Source organism: Streptomyces aurantiacus JA 4570 (assembly GCF_000414115.1).
GTDB lineage: Bacteria > Actinomycetota > Actinomycetes > Streptomycetales > Streptomycetaceae > Streptomyces > Streptomyces aurantiacus_A.
Genome location: NZ_AOPZ01000561.1, coordinates 1 through 22,516 on the forward strand (window position 1 = coordinate 1; position 22,516 = coordinate 22,516).

The 22,516-nt window shown below is 70.1% G+C and carries 21 protein-coding genes and 2 pseudogenes; 12 read left to right on the forward strand and 11 right to left on the reverse strand.

Going from position 1 to position 22,516, the window contains the following annotated elements; all coding sequences use genetic code 11:
- Window positions 1-189 (reverse strand): annotated as a pseudogene (locus STRAU_RS43280) (hypothetical protein); the annotation flags it as partial.
- Between the two features lie 459 nt (window positions 190-648).
- Here STRAU_RS43280 and STRAU_RS38440 point away from each other — a divergent pair.
- The 4 genes from STRAU_RS38440 to STRAU_RS38455 are packed head-to-tail and all read left to right on the forward strand — an operon-like array spanning window position 649 to window position 4,108.
- Window positions 649-1,470, forward strand: coding sequence for an ABC transporter permease (locus STRAU_RS38440; protein ID WP_016645792.1), 822 nt, complete (start codon window positions 649-651; stop codon window positions 1,468-1,470).
- Window positions 1,463-2,380, forward strand: a complete 918-nt coding sequence (locus STRAU_RS38445; protein ID WP_016645793.1) for an ABC transporter permease — start codon at window positions 1,463-1,465, stop codon at window positions 2,378-2,380. The genes STRAU_RS38440 and STRAU_RS38445 overlap by 8 nt, the downstream gene beginning before the upstream one ends.
- Before the next feature lie 6 nt (window positions 2,381-2,386).
- A complete protein-coding gene (locus tag STRAU_RS38450) occupies window positions 2,387-3,394 on the forward strand; it encodes an ABC transporter ATP-binding protein (protein WP_016645794.1) in 1,008 nt (335 codons plus the stop codon).
- Window positions 3,395-3,403: 9 nt separating this feature from the next.
- A complete protein-coding gene (locus STRAU_RS38455; RefSeq protein ID WP_016645795.1) occupies window positions 3,404-4,108 on the forward strand; it encodes a DUF1707 domain-containing protein in 705 nt (234 codons plus the stop codon).
- A 99-nt stretch (window positions 4,109-4,207) separates the two neighbouring features.
- Here STRAU_RS38455 and STRAU_RS38460 read toward each other — a convergent pair whose 3' ends face one another.
- The gene (locus tag STRAU_RS38460) at window positions 4,208-5,539 is read right to left on the reverse strand and encodes an SGNH/GDSL hydrolase family protein (RefSeq protein ID WP_016645796.1); all 1,332 of its coding nucleotides are present in this window, start codon (window positions 5,537-5,539) and stop codon (window positions 4,208-4,210) included.
- A 244-nt stretch (window positions 5,540-5,783) separates the two neighbouring features.
- Between STRAU_RS38460 and STRAU_RS38465 the strand changes: the two genes are divergently transcribed.
- Complete coding sequence (locus tag STRAU_RS38465) at window positions 5,784-7,142, forward strand: DUF445 domain-containing protein (RefSeq protein WP_016645797.1); 1,359 nt, start codon at window positions 5,784-5,786, stop codon at window positions 7,140-7,142.
- Here the strand turns inward: STRAU_RS38465 and STRAU_RS38470 are convergent.
- Window positions 7,139-8,464: an MFS transporter gene (locus tag STRAU_RS38470; RefSeq protein WP_016645799.1), complete on the reverse strand. Its 1,326-nt coding sequence runs from the start codon at window positions 8,462-8,464 to the stop codon at window positions 7,139-7,141. The two genes, STRAU_RS38465 and STRAU_RS38470, sit on opposite strands and share 4 nt — an antisense overlap.
- A gap of 71 nt (window positions 8,465-8,535) precedes the next feature.
- Between STRAU_RS38470 and STRAU_RS38475 the strand changes: the two genes are divergently transcribed.
- From STRAU_RS38475 to STRAU_RS38485, 3 genes are all read left to right on the forward strand, one after another.
- Window positions 8,536-9,534, forward strand: coding sequence for a GlxA family transcriptional regulator (locus STRAU_RS38475; protein ID WP_037664729.1), 999 nt, complete (start codon window positions 8,536-8,538; stop codon window positions 9,532-9,534).
- 97 nt (window positions 9,535-9,631) lie between these two features.
- On the forward strand, window positions 9,632-10,099 hold the full coding sequence (locus tag STRAU_RS38480) for a hypothetical protein (RefSeq protein WP_016645801.1): 468 nt from the start codon (window positions 9,632-9,634) through the stop codon (window positions 10,097-10,099).
- Window positions 10,100-10,453: 354 nt separating this feature from the next.
- Window positions 10,454-10,879, forward strand: a complete 426-nt coding sequence (locus STRAU_RS38485) for an RICIN domain-containing protein (RefSeq protein WP_016645802.1) — start codon at window positions 10,454-10,456, stop codon at window positions 10,877-10,879.
- Between the two features lie 189 nt (window positions 10,880-11,068).
- Here STRAU_RS38485 and STRAU_RS38490 read toward each other — a convergent pair whose 3' ends face one another.
- The 5 genes from STRAU_RS38490 to STRAU_RS38500 form a co-directional block, all read right to left on the reverse strand.
- Window positions 11,069-11,380 (reverse strand): hypothetical protein, encoded by a 312-nt coding sequence (locus STRAU_RS38490; protein ID WP_037664720.1) that lies wholly within the window; start codon window positions 11,378-11,380, stop codon window positions 11,069-11,071.
- Between the two features lie 150 nt (window positions 11,381-11,530).
- Window positions 11,531-12,589, reverse strand: a complete 1,059-nt coding sequence (locus tag STRAU_RS38495) for an SRA domain-containing endonuclease (RefSeq protein ID WP_158692215.1) — start codon at window positions 12,587-12,589, stop codon at window positions 11,531-11,533.
- Between the two features lie 37 nt (window positions 12,590-12,626).
- On the reverse strand, window positions 12,627-12,926 hold the full coding sequence (locus STRAU_RS42745) for a hypothetical protein (protein ID WP_158692216.1): 300 nt from the start codon (window positions 12,924-12,926) through the stop codon (window positions 12,627-12,629).
- A gap of 375 nt (window positions 12,927-13,301) precedes the next feature.
- Window positions 13,302-13,514 (reverse strand): DUF397 domain-containing protein, encoded by a 213-nt coding sequence (locus STRAU_RS41155; RefSeq protein WP_078621756.1) that lies wholly within the window; start codon window positions 13,512-13,514, stop codon window positions 13,302-13,304.
- The gene (locus STRAU_RS38500; protein WP_037664722.1) at window positions 13,511-14,359 is read right to left on the reverse strand and encodes a helix-turn-helix domain-containing protein; all 849 of its coding nucleotides are present in this window, start codon (window positions 14,357-14,359) and stop codon (window positions 13,511-13,513) included. Before STRAU_RS38500 ends, STRAU_RS41155 begins: the two co-directional genes overlap by 4 nt.
- 182 nt (window positions 14,360-14,541) lie before the next feature.
- Between STRAU_RS38500 and STRAU_RS38505 the strand changes: the two genes are divergently transcribed.
- Window positions 14,542-15,207 carry an ATP-binding protein gene (locus STRAU_RS38505; protein ID WP_037664723.1) on the forward strand — a complete coding sequence of 222 codons (666 nt, stop codon included), beginning with the start codon at window positions 14,542-14,544 and terminating at the stop codon, window positions 15,205-15,207.
- 30 nt (window positions 15,208-15,237) lie between these two features.
- Here STRAU_RS38505 and STRAU_RS38510 read toward each other — a convergent pair.
- A pseudogene (locus STRAU_RS38510) lies at window positions 15,238-17,454 on the reverse strand (DUF3427 domain-containing protein); the annotation flags it as partial.
- Window positions 17,455-17,762: 308 nt separating this feature from the next.
- Window positions 17,763-18,842 (reverse strand): SEC-C domain-containing protein, encoded by a 1,080-nt coding sequence (locus STRAU_RS38515; RefSeq protein WP_016645806.1) that lies wholly within the window; start codon window positions 18,840-18,842, stop codon window positions 17,763-17,765.
- Between the two features lie 243 nt (window positions 18,843-19,085).
- On the opposite strand from STRAU_RS38515, the gene STRAU_RS38520 reads away from it, so the two are divergent.
- The 3 genes from STRAU_RS38520 to STRAU_RS38530 are packed head-to-tail and all read left to right on the forward strand — an operon-like array spanning window position 19,086 to window position 21,736.
- Complete coding sequence (locus STRAU_RS38520) at window positions 19,086-19,907, forward strand: class E sortase (RefSeq protein WP_106968183.1); 822 nt, start codon at window positions 19,086-19,088, stop codon at window positions 19,905-19,907.
- 24 nt (window positions 19,908-19,931) lie between these two features.
- Window positions 19,932-20,147, forward strand: coding sequence for a DUF3311 domain-containing protein (locus STRAU_RS38525; RefSeq protein WP_016645808.1), 216 nt, complete (start codon window positions 19,932-19,934; stop codon window positions 20,145-20,147).
- Window positions 20,144-21,736, forward strand: a complete 1,593-nt coding sequence (locus tag STRAU_RS38530) for a sodium:solute symporter family protein (protein ID WP_016645809.1) — start codon at window positions 20,144-20,146, stop codon at window positions 21,734-21,736. The genes STRAU_RS38525 and STRAU_RS38530 overlap by 4 nt, the downstream gene beginning before the upstream one ends.
- Here STRAU_RS38530 and STRAU_RS38535 read toward each other — a convergent pair.
- Window positions 21,693-22,516 (reverse strand): MFS transporter (locus STRAU_RS38535; RefSeq protein ID WP_037664725.1); only part of this gene is annotated, 824 nt, incomplete at its 5' end. The genes STRAU_RS38530 and STRAU_RS38535 overlap by 44 nt on opposite strands.

A 22,516-nucleotide genomic window follows, 5' to 3' on the forward strand; every position in this document is an offset into this window, starting at 1 on the left:
GGGCCGCCCGATCGGGCGGAGCTGCTGGGTGGAGGGGCCGTCCTTCGGCGCCGGAGGGCCGCTCTGCCCGGGCTCGGGGGCCACTGGGCGACCGCTCTGCCCGGGCTCGGGGGCCGCCGGGCCGTCCTGCCCGGCCGCAGCACTGTCCTTGCCGGACGCACCGGACGCACCGGACGCACCGGGACGCACCGGACGCACCGGACGCACCGGACGCACCGGACGTGCGGGATGCCCCGGATGCCCCGGACGCCCCGGCCGTACGGGCGTCGCCGCCGGAAGCAGGATCACTCGGCCCGGGCCGGGAGGTCCGCTCGTCCGGCTCGCCGGCGGGCCCGTCCTGCCGCGCGGCGGAATCCCCGCGCCGGGCGGCGGGCTCCTCCTGCCCGTCGCCCGGCTGCCGCTGTGGCTCGTCGCTGCTCATGTCTCGCGGAACTCCCGGTTCGCGTCGTACATCTCGTACGCCTCGTACATCCAGTAGGCCTCGTACGACCCATTGCACACTGTCACCGCGTGCCTCACTGACCAGGCACGCACCGTGCGGCGAAATTGCCTGGCACGGGCGGCCCCGCCCGCACTAGGCTCCTGCGCTTCGGTCCGAACTCGGACCGGGCGCGGTGGCCTGGCACGGGACGAGGCTCTCTGAAGGGGATGTTCGTGGGAACAGGACGGTTCCGCCTGTACGCGGCCGTCGCCGCAGGCAGCTTCCGGCGATTCGCTACGTACCGGATCGCGACCGTGGCGGGTGTGTTCACCAACACCGTCTTCGGAGTGATCCTGACCTACACCTATATTGCCCTGTGGGACGAGAAGCCTGGACTTGGAGGATACGACCAGGCGCAGGCTCTCACGTACGTGTGGCTCGGGCAGGCCCTCCTGACGACCGTCGCGGTGATGGGCGGCGGCTTCGAGGACGAGCTGATGGCACGCATCCGCACCGGCGACGTCGCCATCGATCTGTACCGCCCCGCCGATCTTCAGGCGTGGTGGCTGGCGGGCGACCTGGGCCGGGCGGTGTTCCAGCTCCTCGCGCGCGGCGTGGCCCCGATGGCGTTCGGCGGCCTCTGCTTCCAACTGGCTCTTCCGGGTGACGTGTTGACGTGGCTGGCCGCGACGGTCGCCGTGCTGCTCGGGGTGGTGGTCAGCTTCGCGCTGCGCTTCCTGGTGGCGCTCAGCGCCTTCTGGCTGCTCGACGGCGCGGGTGTGGCGCAGATCGCCTGGCTGGCGAGCCTGTTCTTCTCCGGGATGCTGCTGCCCCTGAACGTCTTCCCCGGCGCCCTCGGCGAGATCGCCCGGGCGCTGCCCTGGTCCGCGCTGATCCAGGTGCCGGCCGACGTGTTCCTCGGCAAGCACCGGGGCGCGGACCTGCTCGCGACGTACGCGTTCCAGGCAGGCTGGGCCGTCGTGCTGCTCACGGCCGGGCGGCTGCTGCAGGCCGTGGCGACCCGCAGGGTGGTGGTGCAGGGTGGCTGAGCTGCTGCGGCACGACCAGGAGGGGCCCGCGCCGACCGGGCGGACCGGGGGCCGCGCGGGGCCGCGCGGCCTGGCCGACGGCGCTCCCGACCGGCCGCTCGCCCGGGCGCGGGACGGCCTGCGCGCCTACCGCATGATCAGCGCGATGTGGATCCGCTCGACCATGGCCTACCGCGCGTCCTTCGCCATGACGGCCCTCGGCAACTTCGCGGCGACCGCCCTCGACTTCGCCGCGATCCTGCTGATGTTCTCCCAGGTCGACGCGCTCGGCGGCTACCGCCTTCCCGAGGTCGCCTTCCTGTACGGCGCCGCGGCCACCGCCTTCGGGCTCGCCGACCTCGCCATCGGCTCGATGGACCGGCTCGGCAGACGGGTGCGCGACGGCACCCTGGACACCCTCCTGGTGCGGCCCGCGCCGGTGCTCGCGCAGGTCGCGGCCGACCGGTTCGCGCTGCGCAGGCTGGGGCGGGTGACGCAGGGCGCGCTGATCCTCGGCTACGCCCTCGTCGCGCTCGACCTGACCTGGACGCCGCTGAAGGTCCTGCTGATCCCGCTGATGCTGGTCAGCGGCGCGGCCATCTTCATGGCCGTCTTCGTCGCGGGCGGGGCCTTCCAGTTCCTCGCGCAGGACGCCTCCGAGGTGCAGAACGCCTTCACCTACGGCGGCAACACGCTCCTGCAGTACCCGCCGTCCGTCTTCGGCAAGGACCTGGTGCGCGGCGCCACGTTCCTGGTGCCCATCGCCTTCGTGAACTGGCTGCCCGGCCTGTACGTGCTGGGCCGCCCCTACCCGCTCGGCCTGCCCTCGTGGGCCGCCTTCACGCCGCCGCTGGTGGCCGTCGCGTGCTGCGCGCTCGCGGGCCTCGCGTGGCGCGCGGGACTCCGCTCGTACCGCAGCACAGGGAGCTGATGCGCCATGGACACCGCCCTGGACCCCGACCCCGCCCGGGTCCCCGCCCCGGACCCCGACTTCATCGCCCTCGACGGCATCGAGAAGGTCTTCGACGTACGCAAGAAGACCGGCTTCCTGCGCTGCGAGCGGCACCAGGTGCGGGCCGTCGACGGGATCACCTTCCGGGTGCCGCGCGGCGAGATGGTCGGCTACATCGGCCCGAACGGCGCCGGCAAGTCGACCACGATCAAGATGCTCACCGGCATCCTCACGCCCAGCGGCGGCCGCCTCAGGGTCGCGGGCATCGACCCGGCGCGCGAGCGCACCCGGCTGGCCCGCCGCATCGGCGTCGTCTTCGGCCAGCGCACCACCCTGTGGTGGGACCTGCCGCTCATCGACTCGTACCGCCTGATGCACCGCATGTACCGCATCCCCGACCGGCGGTACGCCGAGAACCTCGACCGCTGTGTCCAACTCCTCGACCTGGGCGAGCTGTTGGACGTCCCCGTCCGCCAGCTCTCGCTCGGCCAGCGGATGCGCGGTGACATCGCGGCGGCGCTCCTGCACGACCCGGAGGTGCTGTACCTGGACGAGCCGACGATCGGCCTCGACGTGGTCAGCAAGGCGAAGGTACGCGGCTTCCTGCGCGACCTGAACGCCGAGTCGGGCACGACAGTCCTCCTCACCACGCACGACCTCACCGACATCGAGCAGCTGTGCAAGCGCGTGATGGTCATCGACCACGGGCGCCTGATGTACGACGGCCCGCTGGCCGGGCTGCACGAGGTGGGCGAGAGCGAGCGCACCCTCGTCGTCGACCTGGAACGCGAACTGCCGCCCCTGGAGGTCGAGTCGGCGCGCGTCGTGAAGGTCGAGGGGCCCCGGCAGTGGCTGGCGTTCCCGGCCGCCGCGTCGGCCGCGCCGCTGGTGGCCGCGATCGCGGCCCGCTATCCGCTCGTCGACCTGTCCGTGCGCGAGCCCGACATCGAGGCCGTGATCGCCAAGATGTACGCCGACCGGGCGACCTCGTAGGCTGCGGCCATGACGGACGCCGAGCCCACGCCACCGCCGGACAAGCTGCCCGCCGTCCGGCCGGATTCCGCCGAGCTGAGCCACGCCGAGCTGCGGGCCTCCGACGCCGACCGCGAACGGGTCGCCGAGGTGCTGCGCGAGGCGCTGGCCGAGGGGCGGCTCGACATGGAGGAGTTCGGCGAGCGCCTCGACGCGGCGTACCGGGCCCGTACGTACGGCGAGCTGGCGCCCCTCACCCGGGACCTGCCCTCCGCCGTGCCGCCCGGGCCCAAGGTGTCCATGGTCAAGCGCGCCGGGGACGAGGACCTCGGTGAGATCGACTGGCACGAGCGGATCGTCGGCGGCGAGCCCTCGTCCAGCGGCGCCGTCGCGATCTGGGGCGGGTTCGCCCGCAAGGGCGGGTGGACGATCGGGCGGCTGTTCACGTCGTTCGCGATGTGGGGCGGCGGGGAGATCGATCTGCGCGAGGCGCGGTTCGCGGACCGGGACGTCGTCATCCGGTGCTTCGCGCTCATGGGCGGCATCCAGGTCACCGTGCCGCCCGAACTGAACGTCACCGTCAAGGGGTTCGGGCTCATGGGCGGCTTCGGGGACGACGCCACGGGGGCGGGCACGCCCGGCTCGCCCCGGGTCACCGTCACCGGGTTCGCCCTCATGGGCGGGGTGGGCGTGGAGCGGAAGCGGCGGCGGGCGGGGCGGCGACGACTGGGGTAGGCCCGGCTGGGAGCTCCCCAATCCCGCCGGGGTCCGGGGGCGAAGCCCCCGGTTTCGGGAAGGGGCGGGGCTGGGGAAGCCCCCGGCAGGGACAGAACCTCACAGCTCCGCCGCCGACGTGCCCTTCAGGTCGGACAAGTTGAACGTCTCCGCCATCCGGCGGAACCCGGCGTCGCTGGGGTGCAGGTGGTCCCCGGAGTCGTACCGGTCGAGCAGGGCGCGGGGATCGTACGGATCGCGCAGCGCCTTGTCGAAGTCGACGACCTCGTCGAAGACCTTCCCGGAGCGGATCTCCGCGTTGACGTCCTGCCGCACGCGCTCCAGGGCGGGCGTGTACCCCCGGTGCCCGCCGAAGGGCATGAGCGTCGCCCCGACCACCCGCAGCCCGCGGGCATGCGCCTGCCGGGTCAGCTCCCGCAGCCCGTCGGCGATGCGCCGCGCGTCGGTCTCCTGGTTGCGCAGGATGTCGTTGATGCCGAGGGCGATGACGACGGCCTTGACGCCGGTGCGGCCGAGCACGTCACGGTCGAAGCGGGAGAGCCCGCTCGGGTTGGCGCCGGGCCCGCCCCGCAGGCCGGGCCTCCCGTCCGACAGGACACGGTTGCCGCTGATGCCCTGGTTCACGACGCTGTAGCGCGGCGCGCCGGAGTCCTCGCGCAGCCGGTCGGCGAGGACGTCGGTCCAGCGGCGGTTGGCGCCCATGGTGGAGGAGATGCCGTCGGTGATGGAGTCACCGATGACGACGACGGTGCCGTCGCTCTCGCTGCTGAGCACGTCGACGGCGGACAGATAGCGCCAGTAGGGGCTCTGCTCGTGGTACGCGGAGCCGCTCGGGTCCTCGGTGTGGTCGCCGTCGGCGACGTACGAGATCTGCCGGGCGTGCGGGTGGTACGTCACCGGACCGGACGCGGCCGGGGTGAACGTCGTGACCAGCAGGTCCGCGTCGTGCGGCACGCGCAGCCGGGCGGCGTCGCTGACGATCTGCTGACCCGGCGGGATCACGACCGACGTGTCGCCGCGGAAGGTGAGGCGGCGCAGCGTGTCGACGGCCGCGGCCGGGTTGTTCGAGGCGGCGGCCACGGCGACGGAGGCGTGCGTGACGGTGAGCGGCTGCGTGCCGTACAGGTTCGACAGGGTGATGCGGACGCTCTCGCCGCCGACGCTGGTGTGCACCACGTTGCGTACCGAACGGCCCGCCATGCCGTGCGCCCCGGTGCCGGGCTCCGCCCCCGCCGGGGAGGCGGACCAGGTGCCGACCCAGGTGCCCGCCGAGGCCGGGGCCGCGGAGTTGCGGGGACCGCGCGGACTGGCGCTGAGCTGGTCCTTCGAGTCGTCGTCGGCGCCCGTGACGCCGATGTATATGGCGGCCGAAACGACCACTATGACCGCGAGTACGGCGGCCAGCAGTGCATAACCGTGACGCTTGGTCATGCGGGCTGTGTCTCCTCGGGCAGGGGGAGCCCGAGGCTCCGGTGTGAATACCCCATGATGCGTCATGGGCCGCGAGAGAGCCGACAGTGCCCCCCTCCGCTCACTCAGACGCCGGGAACTTGTGGTTCGTTCCGGGAGTCGGACTAAAGGACGGCTGGAAGGACAATGCGTACGGGGGATACGTAGGCGTACGAGGGATGCGTACGAACGGCACGGACAGCGACGCGAAGACAGGGCGCCAGGGATGGAACGTACGAACACGGAGGAATCGGCCGGGACGGGCAGGGAACAGCATGCCCGCGCCGGCCGTCCCCCAAGCGCGGGCGGCGGTCCGGTCGGGCCCGGCGGCTTCAGCGAGGCCGACGCGGAGAAGCAGCGCGGCGTCCGCCGGATGAAGCTGACCGCGACGGGCCTGCTGCTCTTCGTCGCGGTCGTGTACGTGCTCGCGAAGTGGGCGCAGAACTCGGGCGCCGGCGCCTGGGCCGGCTATGTCGCGGCGGCGGCCGAGGCGGGCATGGTCGGCGCGCTCGCCGACTGGTTCGCGGTGACGGCGCTGTTCCGCCACCCGCTGGGCATCCCCATCCCGCACACGGCGATCATCCCGAAGAAGAAGGACCAGCTCGGCGCGTCCTTGGGCGACTTCGTAGGGGAGAACTTCCTCTCTCAAACCGTCGTACGCCAGCGGCTGCGCGCCGTCGGCATCGGCAGCCGCCTCGGCACCTGGCTGGCCGAACCGGAGCACGCCGACCGCGTGACCGCCGAGCTGGCCACCGCGCTGCGCGGCGCCCTCACCGTGCTGCGCGACTCGGACGTGCAGGCGGTCGTCGGCGAGGCGATCACGCGCCGCGCCGACGCCCAGGAGATCGCGCCCGGCATCGGCAAGATGCTGGAGAAGGTCGTCGCGGACGGCGGCCACAGGCGCGTCGTGGACCTGGTGTGCGTGCGCGCCCACGACTGGCTGGTGACGCACGGGGACTCGGTGATGGTCGCTGTGCAGGGCGGCGCCCCCGGCTGGACGCCACGCTTCGTGGACAAAAAAGTCGGCGAGCGCGTCTACAAAGAACTCCTCCGCTTCGTCACCGAGATGCGGGACATGCCGCAGCACCCCGCCCGCGGCGCCCTCGACCGCTTCCTCACCGACTTCGCCTCCGACCTCCAGTCCGACACGGACACCCGCGCCCGCGTCGAGCACCTCAAGCGCGAGGTGCTCGCCCGCGGCGAGGTCCAGGACCTGATCGCCTCCGCCTGGTCCGCGGTCCGCCAGATGATCGTGGCCGCCGCCGAGGACGAACGCAGCGAACTCCGCCTCCGCGTCCGCGCCGCCCTCCTCTCCCTCGGCACCCGCATGTCCACCGACGCCCGCCTCCAGAACAAGGTCGACGGCTGGGTCGAGGGCGCCGCGGTGTACGTCGTGACGACGTACCGCAACGAGATCACGTCCCTCATCACGGACACCGTCGCCGGCTGGGACGCCGAACACACCTCGAAGAAAATCGAGGCCCACATCGGCCGCGACCTGCAGTTCATCCGCATCAACGGCACGGTGGTGGGGTCGTTGGCGGGGGTGGTGATCTATACGGTGTCGCGGGCGCTCGGGGGTTAGCCAACCCCTGCGGGTCGATGGCCGGGCGTTGCCAGCGACAGCAGCGCCGCCGTCGCGCACAGCGCCGCCGTCCCCACCCACACCAGGTCGTACGACCCGAACGCGTCCCGGGCCGCGCCGCCGAGGAACGCGACGGCGCCCGCGCCGACCTGGTGCGCGGAGTTGACCCAGCCGAACACGATGGCGGCGTCGTGGCCGAAGTGGGCGCGGCACAGCGCGATCGTCGGCGGCACCGTGGCCACGTCCAGGAGCCCGAAGACGATCACGAAGGCGACCAGCGGCGGCTGCACGGTCGCGGTGAGCAGCAGCGGCAGCGCGAGCAGCGCGAGGCCGCGCACGGCGAAGTACGCGGCCAGGAGCCGCCGCGCGTCCCGGCGGTCGGTGAGCCAGCCGGAGGCCACCGTGCCCGCCACGTTGAAGATCCCGATCAGCGCGAGCAGCGAGGCGGCGGCCGTCATCGGCATGCCGTGGTCGTGCGCGGCGGGCGCGAAGTGCGTCCACATCACGCCGTTCGTCGAGGCCCCGCAGATCGCGAACGTCGCGGCGAGCAGCCAGAAGGGGCCGGTGCGGGCGGCGCGGAACAGGACGCGTACGGCGCGGCGGCCCGCCCCCGCGACGGGGGTGGGTCGGGGCACGAACTCCGTTGCTCCGTACGGGCGTTGCCCCACCTCGGCCGGGTGGTCGCGCAGTGTCAGCCACATCAGCGGTGCGGTGAGCACGGCCGCGCCCGCGAGCGTGAGCGCGGCCGCCCGCCACCCGTACCGCCCCACGACCTCCGAGAGCACCGGCAGGAACACGAACTGCCCCACCACGCTCGCCGCCGTGAGCAGCCCCGTGACCAGGCCCCGCCGCGCCACGAACCACCGCTCGGTGACGGTGGCCGCGAAGGCCATCGCCGAGGCGCCGGTGCCCAGTCCCACCAACACGCCCCAGTAGAGCGCGAATTGCCAGGCCGCCGTCATCGCGGTGGCGGTGAGCACGGCCCCCGCGCCGACGAGGCCGAGGGCGCCCGTCGTCACGTACCGCATGCCGAACCGGTCCATGAGCGCGGCGGCGAACGGCGCGGTGGCCCCGTACACGACCATGTTCACCGCGCTGCCCACCCCGATCGCGCCGCGCGACCAGCCCAGTTCGGCGTGCAGCGGCCCGACGAGGAGCCCCGCGAGGGTGGTGAAGGTCCCGGCGGTGACGATGGCGAGGGCGGCGGCTGCGGCGACGGTCCAGGGGGTGAGGGGGAGGCGTGGCCTTCTCGGGGTCGAGGACTTGCCCGCGGGTGGCTTGCTCAGCGACGTACTGGACGTACTGCTCGGCGACGTACTCATGAACCGAGCGTCCGCCGAGTGGGCTGATCGCGGCGAGTGGCCAGATGGCCATGATGTGCAAGTATCTGGCCATGGCCACACGGAAGCCCGGGCAACCGGAGACGGGGCGGCGCACCGTCGCCGTCCTCGTGCGGGACGGGGTCCTGCCGATGGAACTCGGCCTGGTCCACCAGCTGTTCGGCAGCGCGCGCGACGCCGCGGGCGCCCCGCTCTACACGCCCCTGACCTGCGCGTTGCGCCCCGGCATGGTCGACACGGACGCCGACTTCCCGATCCGCGCGCCGCACGGCATCGAGATCCTGGCCGCCGCGGACACCGTGATCGTGCCCGCCTCGCACCGCGAGGACGAGTCGCTGCGCCCCGGGGAGCTGCCGCCCCGGCTGGCCGAGGCCGTGGCCCTGGCCTCGTCGGCGCGCCGGGTCGCGTCGATCTGCACGGGCGCGTTCGTCCTGGCCGCGGCGGGCCTGCTGGACGGGCGGCGGGCGACGACGCACTGGCTGTCGGCGGACCTCTTCGCGCGCGCGTTCCCCGCCGTCACGGTCGATCCGGATGTGCTGTACGTCGACGAGGGCGCCGTCCTGACCTCGGCGGGCGAGGCGGCCGGGGTGGACCTGTGTCTGCACCTGATCCGCCGGGACCACGGGGCGGCGGTCGCGGCGGCCGTGGCGCGCCGCACGGTGGTGCCGCCGCATCGGGAGGGCGGCCAGGCCCAGTACATCCAACGCCCGGTCGCCGAGCCCGAGTCGACGTCGACGGGCGCGGCCCGGGCGTGGGCCCTGACCCGCCTCGGCGAGCCCCTGACGCTGGCCGAGCTCGCCGCGCGCGCGTCGATGAGCGTACGCACCTTCAGCCGCCGCTTCCGCGACGAGACGGGCCTGACCCCGGTCCAGTGGCTCACCCAGCGCCGCGTGGACCGCGCCCGCCAGCTCCTGGAGGAGACCGACCACACGGTCGACCGCGTCGCGGCGGAGTGCGGCTTCGGCACGGGGGCGTCGCTGCGGGCGCACTTCCAGGCGGGGGTGGGGGTGTCGCCGGGGGCCTATCGGGCGACGTTCAGGGGGCGGGGGTGAGGGGCCGCCGCCCCTCGCCCTTCCGGGAGCGACGGCCGCGGCGATTGAGTACGCGTACTCATGCCTGACCGCACCCGGGAAGGCGATCGTCGTACACATGAACGCACTGAGCCCACGGCTGAACGCATCGAACCCGCTGCGGAGCGCGCTGAGCCCGCTGCGCGGCCGACCGCCCGCCGAGCGCTGGGCGACGCGGCTGCTCGGCGCGGGCCTGGCTGCCGCCGCGTACCTGCTCTTCCTGCCCTGGGACCTGCGCAACCGTCCCGAGACGCCGGGCGCGATCAACGAGACCTCGCCGGCGTCGGACACGGGCATCGCGCTCGTGGTGATCACCGTGCTGGCGCTCGCCGCCTACTTCGGTTTCCGCGACCGCCTGCGCTGGACGCTCCCGGTGGTGGCCGTCCCGCCCGCCGCGCTCCTCTTCGCCTCCTTCGCCACGCACGCGGAACAGGACGCTTCGCTGTGGCCGGTGGCGTGGGCGGTCTTCGTGCTGGCGGGGGGTGGCGTGGTGCTGGCTGTGGCCGGGTTCGCGCGGCAGTTCAGGGGGGACGGGGCGGGGGCCTAGGGTCGGCCGCCGGGTGGGGCGGAGGCGTGGCCGCCGGGGTACGTACGGGGCGTACGGATCGGGGCAGTTGACGGCGCCGGGCCCGGCGCCCCTGCCGTCCCCGCGGCGCCCCTCCACCCGCATGGCCCTCCCGTACCAGGAAAAGTCCCGGCCCCGGCGAGGTGGGACGGCCCGCCGCCCCCGCACACCTCCGTGCGCACCTCTGGCCGAACAACTGGCCATGCACCACCGCGACCAGGCCGTCCCAAACGCCCGCTCTACGACCGGAAGAGCCCGTTACGTGACGCGCGGACGCCGCCTACGTTGAGGTCCGCCCGCTTGGGCACCGCCCCTCTCTCGTACGGAGGTTGACGCATGGCTCCGATCATTCCGGACGGCGAATACTGGATCAAGAACGCGGCGTTCGAGGACCTGTACGTGGACCTCAGCGGCGGCTCCACCTCTCCGAACACGCCGATCATCGGCTGGGACCTGCACAAGGGCACCAACCAGAAGTGGCGCATCACGACCACCAACGGCGTGAACCAGTACGTCATCAAGAGCGCCGCGGGTGATTCGTACATCTCGCAGGCCGACGTCCGCATCTACCCGCCCCTGATCGCGGGGCAGGCCGTCCCGCTCCAGTGGTCGATCGAGCCGGTCGGCGACAACCTGTTCCGCATCGCCTTCGTCTACGCCAACGGGGTCATCACCCTCCCGTCGGACAGGAGGGGCTCGCAGCTCAACCTGGAGGAGTGGATCGGGGAGCGGAACCAGAAGTGGATGTTCGAGTCGGCGTGACGGTCTGCCGACCAGGCGTCTTGGCGCCCGGCTTCCCGGCGCCGCCCGATACCCCGGGGAAGCCGACGACTGGCTGAGGTCCTGGGGAAGCTGACCGGCTGAGGCCCCGGGGCCGGGGAAGCTGACCGGCTGAGGCCCTGGGGGAAGCGCGGCCCCGTGCACCCGATCGGTGCGCGGGGCCGTCGACGGTCAGCGGTGCCGGTCGACAACCACCCAGGAGGCGAGCGCGACGCTCCCCGCGACGCCCAGCACGGCGGGCCAGGCGCCGACCTTCTTGGCCAGCGGGTGCGATCCGGCGAACCCGGCGACGTACGCGGCGCTGAGCGCGGCGGCGGTCTTCGCCCCGGCCTGCTGCCGCCACTGCCGCGCGGCGGCGACCCCGACTGCGGCGAGCACGGCTCCGCCTAGGGGGCGCTTCTTGGTGAGGCGGGCGGTGGCGTACCCGCCGACAAGCCCGGCGGCTGCGAGAGGGGCGCTGGGGATGCGGGGTGTACGGGCCATGGCGTCAACAACCTCCGTCGTGAGTGCGATCGCATCTGAGGCTACGCCGCGACCGATCGAGGGCTCTCCGCAGGGGCGCCTCGATCATTTTCCCCGGAAAAGCGAATTCTGGCGATATCGCTCCAGAGGGAAGAATTCGGAACTGCTGAGCTAGATCGAACGCGTTGGGCAGTTGGCGCAAGGAAAAGCGCTCGGGACTCCGTCCGCCGGAGGGTTCTGTCCGTCGCTAGGCAGCTCGCTGAAGTCACCGTTGGCGTTACGGTAGACAATGCCTACGCCGTACTCCGTCAGTAGTTGGCGCGTATCCTCGCTGGGTACCCCAGGCGCCAGCACCATGCAGCGGATCGGCATGCCGTTCTCGATCCTACTCAAGTGCATTCTGAGATCCATGAGTTGCATCAGGGCATCCCTCAGCGCTTGCCGCGAGTTGCTGTCTGCTGGCTCATAGATGGTGCGTTCGCTCTCGTCGAAGAGAGTGGCTTCCATCGCCTCCTCCACGCCCCTGACCTGTACTTCCAGCCGACCGACGCGGTGTTGGCGGTTGGTGAGTATGTCGCCAAACTCGGCTGCTATTTGCTCGCGCCGGTAGATTGCAGGTGCTGCCGAGCGGTCATGTGCCCATGCTTGCTGGACGCGGGCTGGAGCCTCTGGGCGACGTCTGGTTCCAGACTGAACAAAGTTGACCCTGGTCTGGGTCACCGGCGGGATCACGTCGCTCTCGGTTCGCTGGTACGTGCCGAGTGGACGCAGTCGAAAGACGATGACGTCGCGGTCCTGCTGGGACTTGTCGCGGGCCCGCCTTATGACATAGGGGCGTTCGCGGTCCACCTCGAACGCCCCAATGTAGCGATGTGTCCTGATGCCTGTGCCAGGGACTTTCCCATGCCCGATAAACACGTGGAGGGTGCGGTCGTCAAGGACATGCTGGAGTATCGCCGCGTTGCCCGTACCGGTGGCCCCAGCGAACGTCTGATCGCCCTCAGTTCCAGCTCCGGTGTACTCGAATATGGGACCCAGTCGATCCTCTTCTCGACGCCATCCGTCGTGGTAGCCGTACTGCTCCCCCGACTTGATGTCGGAGTAGAGGACCACCGTCTTCTTCTCCACGGATGGGCAGATGCCGCCCTGCGGGCTTCCTCCCAACTCCTTTCGGATGTCTGCTCGCGTGAGGATGTCGCCAGGTTGGAAGGAGGGAGCAACGGTTGACATGTGCACAGGCTAGTTGGCGGCGTTGACACGTAGCACCTCAACTCGCCCGACGTACCGAGGACTCTTTGACGGTCGAACGTGGAGCGGGAGAACGTTGCGGGATGATGGCCGCATGGATGGAGGCATGGCGGCGATAGTTGCCGCAATCGTCGGGGTGGCCGGTGCGGTGGGCGGAGCAGCCGTAGGTGCGTTCGCTAGCGTGCGCGGTGCACGCATTGGTGGTGAAAAGGGCGTGGAAGCAGCGCTGGCCCAAGTGGATCGGCAAGCAGCGACTGGGCATCAGCAGTGGGTTAAGGAGCAGCGACAGCAGGCATGCGCCAAGCTGCTCGACGCTCACTCAGCAGCCGAGGACACGCTGAAGCGGGCGGCCGTTGCCATACGCCGAGGTGAGGTGTTCCCCGCCGCTGAACGCGACGCATTTCGAGGCCAGGTCTCCACCATGCAGTCGTGTACGAGCCAACTCGCCCTCTGGGGGCCGGAAGCCGTAGTGGTCTTGGCTCAGGTGCTTAGGGCGGCGACGGCTGATGCGGCGCAAGCGCTGAAGTTGGCAGAGCAAGGTACGGGCCAGGGGGCGGCGGAATCTGAGGCCCGATGGCGGGACTGGGTGGAGAGGAGCGAGCACGTGACTGACATGCGTACACAGTTCCTTGACCGAGCGGGTGAGGTACTTCGCGACCCCAATCAACCCGTCGTTTAGGAACCGTGACTCTCGCTAGTTTGTCCCGCCTCTGGCGGGGCTTCCCTCTCGGACGGCACCCACGAAGCATTCCCAGGCGCTGGCGCCAACAGTGATCCAGGGCCCCGGTAGGGCCTTGGAGTCCCGCACGGCTATGTCGCCAAGGGCCAAGGCAACCTCAACACACTCCCCGCCCATGCCGTTGCTGTAACTACTCTTGCGCCACCGCGTAGTCGAGGGCAGCGTCATCGGGAGTGATCCTCCAGAGTTCTCTTGATCAGCAGGGCTGATCGTTGCGGACTCAGGGCCAGCGCCCTGAGGTGGTCAAACGCCTTCGCGTAAAGGTCTACGTCCTGAGGGTGTTCGAGATAGACGGAGTCTGTCAGCCCTTCCCGATACACCACGTCTGGGTCCTCTTGCTGGGGGAAGCCAAGGACCGTGAACGATCCCGTGGTGGGGTAGGCGCCCGCATCGAACGGCAGGACCTGAACCGTCACGTTCCTCAACTCGGCAATTTCCAGCATACGTTCGAGTTGGCCGGCCATGACCTGACGGTCTCCGATGACGTGCATGAGCGCGCTCTGGTGCACGACGACCCACAGATCCGGTGCACTCTCGCCCAGCAGCAGTTCCTGTCGTCGCATCCGGACGTCGACCATGCGCTGTACGTCTTCGGGTGTGTGATCGACCCAGGCGCGACTCAGTTCCGATGCGTACGCGGGTGTCTGGAGCAGACCTGGGACGAACTCGCTCTGATAGCTCCGCAGGCTCGATGCCGCCTGCTCTAGGCCTACGTAGACGGAGAACCAGGAGGGGACGGCGTCCCCGTGGGCGTGCCACCACCCCTTCGTCTTTGACTCCTTGGCCAGGGACTTAAGGAGATCGCGTAGGTCGTCGGAGGTGTCGTAGAAGCGGCACAGAGCTTCGACGTCTGAGGGCTGGACGCGGCCTTGTCCCGTCTCCATGCGGTTGACCTTGGAGCTGCTCCAGTCCAGCTCCTTGCCCACCTGGCTACAGGTGAGGCCGTTCTCCTCGCGGAGCTTCTTGAGCTCGATTGCCAAGCGGCGACGTCGTGCGGTGGGGGAGCCTGCCATGTCAACTCCTGCTCGTGTAGCGGAAGTTACATCCCATCGGAAGTGGCGAGGATCGCCAATCACCTGATCGGGGGAATCCCTTCGTGCACATTGCATGACGGGATATCCGCTGCGATTCTTTCACTAAGAGTGATGGATGGTCACGCAGTGCACGACGTGGTGCGCGCAGGAGGTAGGCGACGATGATCGACGCGGGTGATTGTGCGGAGCGAAAGCCCTGGGAGCTGTCCGCCTCCGCGGAGCCACACGAAGCAGTGCTGCTGAGAAAGGCATTGAGGCTTCACTTGGCCCTGTGGGGCTTGCCGGAAGTCATCGAGGCTGCCCAAATGTGCGTCTCGGAACTGATGTCGAACGTCATCAACCACGTCGGCATCGGCACGCCTGTCACACTCGCGGTTTCGATGAGCGGGACGTACGTACGTATCGAGATGCGCGACCCCGACACTCGCGCCCTTCCCATCCTGCTGGATGCGCAATGCGGGATGGAATCAGGGCGTGGAATGGCACTCATTGACGCCTTCACCGACCATCGGTGGGGCGTCATTCTTTGCGGGGACTCCAAGGTGGTGTGGTGCGAGTTGGCGACGGACCTCGTCGTTCCGGACGGCCACAGTGATAGCCCGCAGATGGAGCGCGCTGAGCAGTGCATCTCTCTGTATGGCAGCGTCCCCCCTGCGCGGATGAGTGGTCAGGGGCGCCTGCCCGTAGCCCAGGCAGAGGAGGCGGCGATCGACCTGATTGCCGACCTCCTCCATTGGCTCCGTGTGCATGGCTGCGACCCTGACGATGCGCTGGATCGGGCGCAAATGCACTTCGAGGCGGAGGCTGGGGCCGTGAGGCTGGAGTGAGGGGGAGACGTCATCGTTGAGTGTGACTGGTCAGCTCGATGGGATCGACGAGTACGTCCACACGTCCGCTGGCATCTCGTGCTCAAGCTCCCAAGTAATCGCCATGGGCTTGCTGCCCTCATGGGCAACGTAGCGCGCGGGCCCCAAGAGCATCCATGGCTCGGCGCCGCCGATGTCAGTGTTCTTGTAGCGGCGGACGAAGAGCAAGATGTGACTTCCGCGCTGAGCGTGCTCGCGGTAGCGAAGCCCCGTGGTGGAGTTTTCGTCGGTCGCGTTCTGGGAGTCCCAGCGGAACTGGGTCGGGCTCATGGCGTAGTCCCGATACCGGGTGGTGGGCGAGAATTCTTTCTCGTCCTTCTCCAAGGTGATGAGCAGGGCATCCGTGTTGATGTCCTTCACCTCAACTACCCCTTGGGCGAAGGAGCCTGGCATCTGGCCGCCGAGGCGTGCTACGCCGAGGGCAGCGAGAATTTCGGATCGGTTGTACGAGCTGTGCACCTTCAAGGGGACGTCACGGTGCGGACCCTTCAATGAGAGCGGGAAATGATCCGCAAGGGCGAGGCAGTGGTCAAGGACCTGGCGGAGTTCTTCGCGGACGGGCTTGTGCTTGAGGAGTGAGGATAGCCCCTCCTGGTAGCTTGAGTACCCGCCAGCCTTGTCCCAGAAGTTGAAGAAGAGCATTCGGGCGTATGCCTGCTCTCGCGGGGGCAAGGCGTCGTACATGGGGGCGTCGTCAGCCAGGAGTCGCTGGTATGCCTCGATGCGTTCCTTGTCATCGACATGAAGGAACGAAGCGATGCGCTTCAGTAGGTCCAACTCGCCGTGAGGCGCGGCATCGGTGAGGAGGTTGGCGCGACGCAGGAGCCTGGTCCACGAGTTACCGTTGCCGCCGCGATAGACCTCCTTGATTTCCCGACCGCTCTCTTCCAAGTAAGTGGAGAGTCGCATCTCGGCGTATGTGGAAACCTCGCGGGCGAGAGCAGTGGCGTTGACGTTGAGCTGTTCCTTGATGTTCCCGATGATGGTCTGCTTGGCCTTGGGCTCCAGAATGATCTCGCAGCGAGACGGCAGCATGGGAAACCCCTGCTCAAGGCTGTTCAGCAGACGCTTCCTCGTGAGGTTCGTCAGCGCTCGGAACTGATTCTCGAAGCGAAATTCCTTACGGTGCTGGCCGATGAAGTCGAGGACGGTGAGTACGTCCTTGTCCGGCGTTCGACGCAGACCTCGGCCAAGCTGTTGCAGGAAGAGCGTGGCGCTCTCGGTGGGGCGGAGGAGGAGCAGCGTATCAATGTCAGGGATGTCGAGTCCCTCGTTGAACAGGTCGACGGAGAAGATTATTTGGAGGTTTCCGTGTTCTAGATCCTTGAGGGCCTGCTTGCGCTCATCGCGGTGATTTTCGCCGGAGAGGGCGACGGCGGCAATTCCCTCTTTGGTGAACTGCTCGGCCATGAAGTGGGCGTGCGAGATGGACACGCAGAACCCGAGCGCGCGCATGGATCTCGGGTCCTTGACCTTCTCGCGCACGGCCTTCATGACGAGTCGGGCGCGCGCATGGTTTCCGGTGAAAACATTGCTGAGCGCTGCTGAATCGTACGCTCCCCGTTTCCACGCCACTGCTTTCAAGTCGGTGGTGTCGCTTATCCCGAAGTACCTGAAGGGGCTGAGTAGTTCGTTCTCCAGGGCCTCCCATAGGCGCATCTCCGCCGTGATGTGTCCGTCGAAGAACTCATCTTGGATGTTCTTCCCGTCCATGCGCTCAGGTGTCGCGGTGAGCGCGAGGAGCTCCGTGGGTGCGAAGTGGTCAAGTATTTTCCGGTACGTAGGGGACGTACCGTGATGGAACTCGTCGATGACGATGACGTCGAAGTGGTCAGGCGAGTACCGCTCCAGCGCACGAGAGTTGAGCGACTGCACGCTTGCGAAGACGTGTTGCCGCTCCTGGGGAAGTTCGCCGCTGTGGAACGACTCGCCGAAGGTCGCGTCACCCAAGACGCGTCGGTAGGTATCCCGCGACTGCTCCAGGATCTCCTTGCGATGCGCGACGAAGAGAAGCCGTAGCCTGCGGCGGGCCTTGCGCGACAACTGCTGGTAGTCGAGCGCAGCCATCACCGTCTTGCCCGTCCCTGTCGCGGCAACGAGAAGGTTGTGGCGGCGGCCACGGACTGCGCGCTCGACTTCCAATCGCTCCAGCATGTCCTTCTGGTGGGGGAACGGGGTGAAGCCTGAGCCGGTGAGTGTGCTGCTGCGCATGAACATCCTCGGTCATATACGGGACATGGCCGTGGTGGGTATCGCAGCCATGGAGGTCAACGAAGCGATTTTGACCGTAGTGCAAAGGCCGGACAACGGGGCACAAGTCCCGTGAATCGAGATGGCGTCGATGCCGCTGCTTATGGCTGAGAGACGCTGTCGTGTCGTGCGCGGCCGACTGCCTCAGCGACGTCATCCAGCTGCTCGTGCTCCCATAGACCCGCCTCGGATACGCCGGGGCCGTCGCAAGCCAAGCGACCAGGTCGACGTCCACCGGGACGTCCGCTGAGAACGCCTGACCGTCATCAGGCGGTGCTGTCGCCGCCGTGGCACTCGGCGTACGCCAGCCCCGACCCGCACCAACACCCGTCCCCCGGTCCAGGCGGCCACCCCTCCGCCCGCCCCCGCGCAGCCAGCGTCGTCGCGTACTGCGGGAGCAAGGACGGGTCGCCCGGCGAGGCACCCTCCGAGGCGGCGAAAGCCTCGTAGGACGGGACCGTTCCCGTCACGATGCCCAAGTTGGGGGTGCCGGAGGCGGCGAGTTCCCTCAGGGAGGACTCTATGGTCGCCAAGTGGGCCTCGTGGGACGGGTATTCGGCCGAGAGGGACGGGTACGCCGTGAGGAGTTCGGTGAGTTCTGTGGACGGCCAGTGGAGGACCGCCACCGGGAAGGGGCGGGACAGGGCCTCCCGGTACGAGCCCAACTCCGCCTGGATGCGGGCGATTTCGGCTCGGAGTTCGTCCGGGTTCTCCGAACCGAGGGCCCAGATCCGCTTCGGGTCGTGAAGTTCGTCCAGGGGGACCGGCGTGCGGCCCGCCGCCGCCGCGCGCGAGCGGTGGACCCGGTCCGCGAGTGCGTCCCACGCGTCGTGGGCCTCGCCGAGGAGGCGGCGTACGCGGTGGCGGCCGAAGAGGAGGGGGTGGGTGGGGTACGGGGGTTCGCCGTCCGGGGCCCCGGGAGCGGTGGCCTCGCCCGCCGGCAGCAGCCTCCCCAACCCCTCCGTGAACGTCTCGTGCGCCTGGTCCAGCTCGTCGTGGGCCTCCAGGGACTCCGCCACGATCACCCACGGTGCCGCGTCCGTCGGTGCCGTGCCGCGGACGCCCTCGATGATCGCCCTTGCCTCCGCCTCGTGGCCGTACTCCCAGAGGTTCGCCGCCTTCAGGGCGCGGATCAGGGTCGGGTTCTCCGGCGGGTGCGCGGCGGAGGGTGAGATCAGGCGGTCGTAGAGCGTCGTCGCGCGGTCGCGGGCGTCGGCCAGCTCCAGGTGGGCCGCGGCCTGCAGCAGCAGGTGTTCCGCGTCCTCCGGGTAGAGGCCCGCGGTGCGCTCCAGGCGCTCCGCTTCGGCGATGTGGTCGACGTGGTCGGCAGGCGTGTCGGGGCGCATGGATGACACCGTACTGCCGTTCCCCGGGTGGGGAGTATGGGGTGCGGCTCGCGTGTGCGGCGTGATCACCGGTGTCGTCACCGGCGTCGTCACCGGCGTCATCACGGGCGTAGTCACCGCCGTCATCACGGCTCTGGATCACCGGCGTCATCACGGGTCTGGTCAGTTGAGGGCTCTGGCCCTATCTTGCGGCTCCCGGCCAGTACCTTGCGGCTCCCGGCCAGGAGGTGAGGTGGTCCCGTGGTGCGTCCCGTCCGGACGCGGGTCCCCGTTGTCGTGCACCGGCGGCCACCCGCCCGGCGGCGCCCCCTCGCCCGCGCCCTCTGGTACGCCGCCGAAGCCGTCCTCACCCTCGGCCTCGTCCTGCTCCTCCTCGTCGTCCACCAGCTCTGGTGGACCAACCGCCAGGCCCGCGCCGCGGCGGAGGAGAAGGTCGACAGTCTGGAGCGGGAGTGGGCGGGCGATCGTGGTGCTTCCGGTGGCGGAGGGGACGGTGCCGTCGGCGACAGCGGCGTGGGCCGCGGTGACACCGGCGCACCGCGGCCCCGACGCGCCCCGAACCCGGGCGATGGCCCCGCCCCAGCCGACCCCGGCCGCCAACCCCGCCCCACCCCCGACCACGCCTACGCAGTCCTCCGCATCCCCCGCCTCGGCCTCCGCGCCCCCATCGCCGAAGGCGTCGGCAAGGGCGGGGTGCTCGACAAGGGGTACGTCGGCCACTACCCCCGCACCGCCCAGCCGGGCCGTTCCGGCAACTTCGCGCTGGCCGGGCACCGGAACACGCACGGCGAGCCGTTCCGGTACATCAACCGGCTGCGCCCCGGCGACCGGCTCACCGTCGGGACCCGCGGCGCCGTCTACACGTACACCGTCGACAAGACCCTCGCCCGGACCTCCCCGCGCGACGGCGGCGTCATCGCGCCCGTGCCGCGCAGCGCGGTCCGGCCGGGCCACGGGTACGACGAACCCGGGTACTACATCACCCTCACCACCTGCACCCCCGAGTACACCTCCAAGTACCGCCTCGTGGTGTGGGGGAAGCTGACGTCCATGCGGCCCCGCTGACCGCCCCGGCTAGGCTGCTGCTCCGTGATCAAGCTGATCAAGCGCCGCCCCCACCTCCTGTGGCTCCTCGTGCCCTTCGTGCTGTACGTGGGGGCGTTGCCCTTCGTCAATCGCGTACGGCCCCTCGTCCTCGGGCTGCCCTTCCTGTTCGCGTGGCTGCTCGCGGCCACGCTCCTCACACCCGTCGCCGTGTGGCTCGCCCACCGAGGGGACAAGAACATGAAGCGGCGGGCCTCATGAACGCCGACGCCGCCGTCGCGACCACCATCTTCGCCGTCTTCATGGTCGCCACCGTCGGCCTCGGCCTGCTCGCCGTACGAGGGCGGAGAACCGGCGACGGCGAGCGCTCCCCGAAGGGCGCGCTCGCCGAGTGGTCCGTCGGCGGGCGCTCCCTCGGCACCGTGCTCATCTGGGTGCTGATGGCGGGCGAGGGCTACACCAGCTTCAGCTATCTGGGCGCCGCGGGCTGGGGGTACAACTACGGCGCGCCCGTCCTGTACGTCGTCGCCTACATGTCGTGCGGATACGCCGTCGGCTACGTCGTCGGGCCCATGCTCTGGGCGTACGCCCGCCGCCACGGCCTGGTCGGCATCACCGACATGGTGGCCCACCGTTACGACCGGCCCTGGCTCGGTGCCGCGGTGGCGGTCATGGTGACCGTCTTCCTGCTGCCGTACATCCAGTTGCAGATCACGGGGATGGGCGTCGTCGTCTCGACGATCTCGTACGGCGCCATCAGCCTCAACTGGGCCTATTTCATCGGCTTCGCCGTCACCACGGGGTTCGTGGTGGTCAGCGGGCTGCGCGGCAGCGCCTGGGTGTCGGTGCTGAAGGACGTACTCGTCATCGGCACGCTCGCGTTCCTCGTGATCTATGTGCCGCTGCACTACTTCGACGGGTACGGGGACTTCCTCGACCGAGTCGTGCGGGAGAAGGGGGAGTGGCTGACGCTGCCGGGGCACGGCGACAGCCCGTACGGCGGGGCCTGGTTCGCGACGACCACGTTCCTCAACGCGCTCACCGTCTGCATCTTCCCGACGACCGTCGCCGGGTACCTCGGCGCCCGCAGCGCCGACGGCCTGCGTCGCAACGCCGTCCTGCTGCCCGCGTACAACATCCTGCTGTTCGTCCCGATGCTGCTCGGCATGGCCGCCCTGTTCGTGGTGCCGGGGCTGACCGGCGCCGGGTCGAACCTGGCACTGTTCAAGCTGGTCGTGGACTCGCTGCCCGCGTGGGTGGTGGGGGTCGTCGGGGTCGCCGCCGCGCTGTCGTCCATCGTGCCGATGGCCGTGTTCATGCTGGTCATCGGCACGATGTGGGGCAGCAGTGTGGTGTCGCTGCTGCCCCGGTGGCAGGCGCCCGCCCGGCAGAAGCGCGCTTCGCAGGGCGTGGTCGTCATCGCCGGTGCCCTCGCGCTCGTCATGACGTACGCCGCGCCCAACACCCTCGTACGGCTCTCCCTCATCTCGTACGAGGGGATGGCGCAGCTCGTGCCGATGCTGCTGCTCGGCCTGGTCTGGCGGAAGCTGAGCCTGGCGGGGGCCGTGAGCGGTCTTGTGGTGGGCGTGGCGATCGTGTGCGGGCTGGTCTTCACCGGGCACGACCCGGTGTTCGGGGTGAACGCGGGAATCCTCGCGCTCGCCGCCAATCTGGCGGTGGCGCTCGCCGTTTCGTACGGGGGGCCGGCCGACCGGGACGGCCGGCCGGACGCGGACGTGCTCGCGCGGGACCCCATCGAGTCCATCGGGGACAGCGGGGCCGGCGGGGCCGTCGAGGACGGCGGCGTCAGCGCGGGGTCGGGCGCCGCTCCCTCAGCAGGACGACGCTGACCGCCGCGAGCACGGCGAGGCCCGCCGCCACCAGCAGCGTCGCGTCGGCGCCGGCCACGAGGTCGTCCCGCGCCGAGCCCGAGGCCGTGGACACCGCGATCATCAGGGCCACGCCCGCCGCCGAACCGATGTAGCGCGCCGTGTTGTTGGCGCCGGAGCCCATCGCGGCCCGGTCGGCCGGCACGGACTCGACCGCGAGCAGCGGCAGGGCCGCGTTCAGCAGGCCGCTGCCCACGCCCGAGATGAGCAGGCCGGGCAGGAGGCGCGGCAGGGAGTCCGCCGCCACCGCGCCGAGCATCGTCAGGAGCGCGACGGCGTGCAGGGCGAATCCGACGGCCAGTTGGTGGCGCGCGGAGATCCGGCCCGCGAGGCGCCTGGCCTGCAGCGCGACCACCAGGGATATCCCGGACCAGAACGCGAACAGCCAGGCCGCGTCCATCGCGGACACGCCGTTGGCCCGCTGCAGGATCGTCGGCAGGTAGCTGAAGAGCCCGATGACGGAGAAGCCGGTGAACAGGCCGCCCGCGGTCGCCGCGAGGAAGGGCGGGCGGCGCAGCAGGCCGAGGTCGAGCATGGGCGTGGCCGTGCGGTGCTCCACGTACGCGAAGGCGGCGGTCAGGGCCACGGCGAGCAGGAGCAGCGCGCCCAGGGCCACGGCGAGCAGGAGCAGCGCGCCGACGGGCGCGCGCAGCCAGCCGTCGCGGCCCAGCGTGAGCGCGGCGAGCAGCGCCACCAGGGCCAGGCCGAGCGTCAGCGCGCCCGCCAGGTCCGGGCGGCCCT

What these genes read in the sequence shown, in the direction of transcription:
- STRAU_RS38440 (WP_016645792.1), top strand. Translation starts at nt 649, where the DNA reads ATGTTCGTGGGAACAGGACGGTTCCGCCTGTACGCGGCCGTCGCCGCA.
- STRAU_RS38450 (WP_016645794.1), top strand. Translation starts at nt 2,387, where the DNA reads ATGGACACCGCCCTGGACCCCGACCCCGCCCGGGTCCCCGCCCCGGAC.
- STRAU_RS38455 (WP_016645795.1), top strand. Translation starts at nt 3,404, where the DNA reads ATGACGGACGCCGAGCCCACGCCACCGCCGGACAAGCTGCCCGCCGTC.
- STRAU_RS38460 (WP_016645796.1), bottom strand. Translation starts at nt 5,539, where the DNA reads ATGACCAAGCGTCACGGTTATGCACTGCTGGCCGCCGTACTCGCGGTC.
- STRAU_RS38465 (WP_016645797.1), top strand. Translation starts at nt 5,784, where the DNA reads ATGGAACGTACGAACACGGAGGAATCGGCCGGGACGGGCAGGGAACAG.
- STRAU_RS38470 (WP_016645799.1), bottom strand. Translation starts at nt 8,464, where the DNA reads ATGAGTACGTCGCCGAGCAGTACGTCCAGTACGTCGCTGAGCAAGCCA.
- STRAU_RS38475 (WP_037664729.1), top strand. Translation starts at nt 8,536, where the DNA reads ATGGCCACACGGAAGCCCGGGCAACCGGAGACGGGGCGGCGCACCGTC.
- STRAU_RS38480 (WP_016645801.1), top strand. Translation starts at nt 9,632, where the DNA reads ATGAACGCACTGAGCCCACGGCTGAACGCATCGAACCCGCTGCGGAGC.
- STRAU_RS38485 (WP_016645802.1), top strand. Translation starts at nt 10,454, where the DNA reads ATGGCTCCGATCATTCCGGACGGCGAATACTGGATCAAGAACGCGGCG.
- STRAU_RS38490 (WP_037664720.1), bottom strand. Translation starts at nt 11,380, where the DNA reads ATGGCCCGTACACCCCGCATCCCCAGCGCCCCTCTCGCAGCCGCCGGG.
- STRAU_RS38495 (WP_158692215.1), bottom strand. Translation starts at nt 12,589, where the DNA reads ATGTCAACCGTTGCTCCCTCCTTCCAACCTGGCGACATCCTCACGCGA.
- STRAU_RS41155 (WP_078621756.1), bottom strand. Translation starts at nt 13,514, where the DNA reads ATGACGCTGCCCTCGACTACGCGGTGGCGCAAGAGTAGTTACAGCAAC.
- STRAU_RS38500 (WP_037664722.1), bottom strand. Translation starts at nt 14,359, where the DNA reads ATGGCAGGCTCCCCCACCGCACGACGTCGCCGCTTGGCAATCGAGCTC.
- STRAU_RS38505 (WP_037664723.1), top strand. Translation starts at nt 14,542, where the DNA reads ATGATCGACGCGGGTGATTGTGCGGAGCGAAAGCCCTGGGAGCTGTCC.
- STRAU_RS38515 (WP_016645806.1), bottom strand. Translation starts at nt 18,842, where the DNA reads ATGCGCCCCGACACGCCTGCCGACCACGTCGACCACATCGCCGAAGCG.
- STRAU_RS38530 (WP_016645809.1), top strand. Translation starts at nt 20,144, where the DNA reads ATGAACGCCGACGCCGCCGTCGCGACCACCATCTTCGCCGTCTTCATG.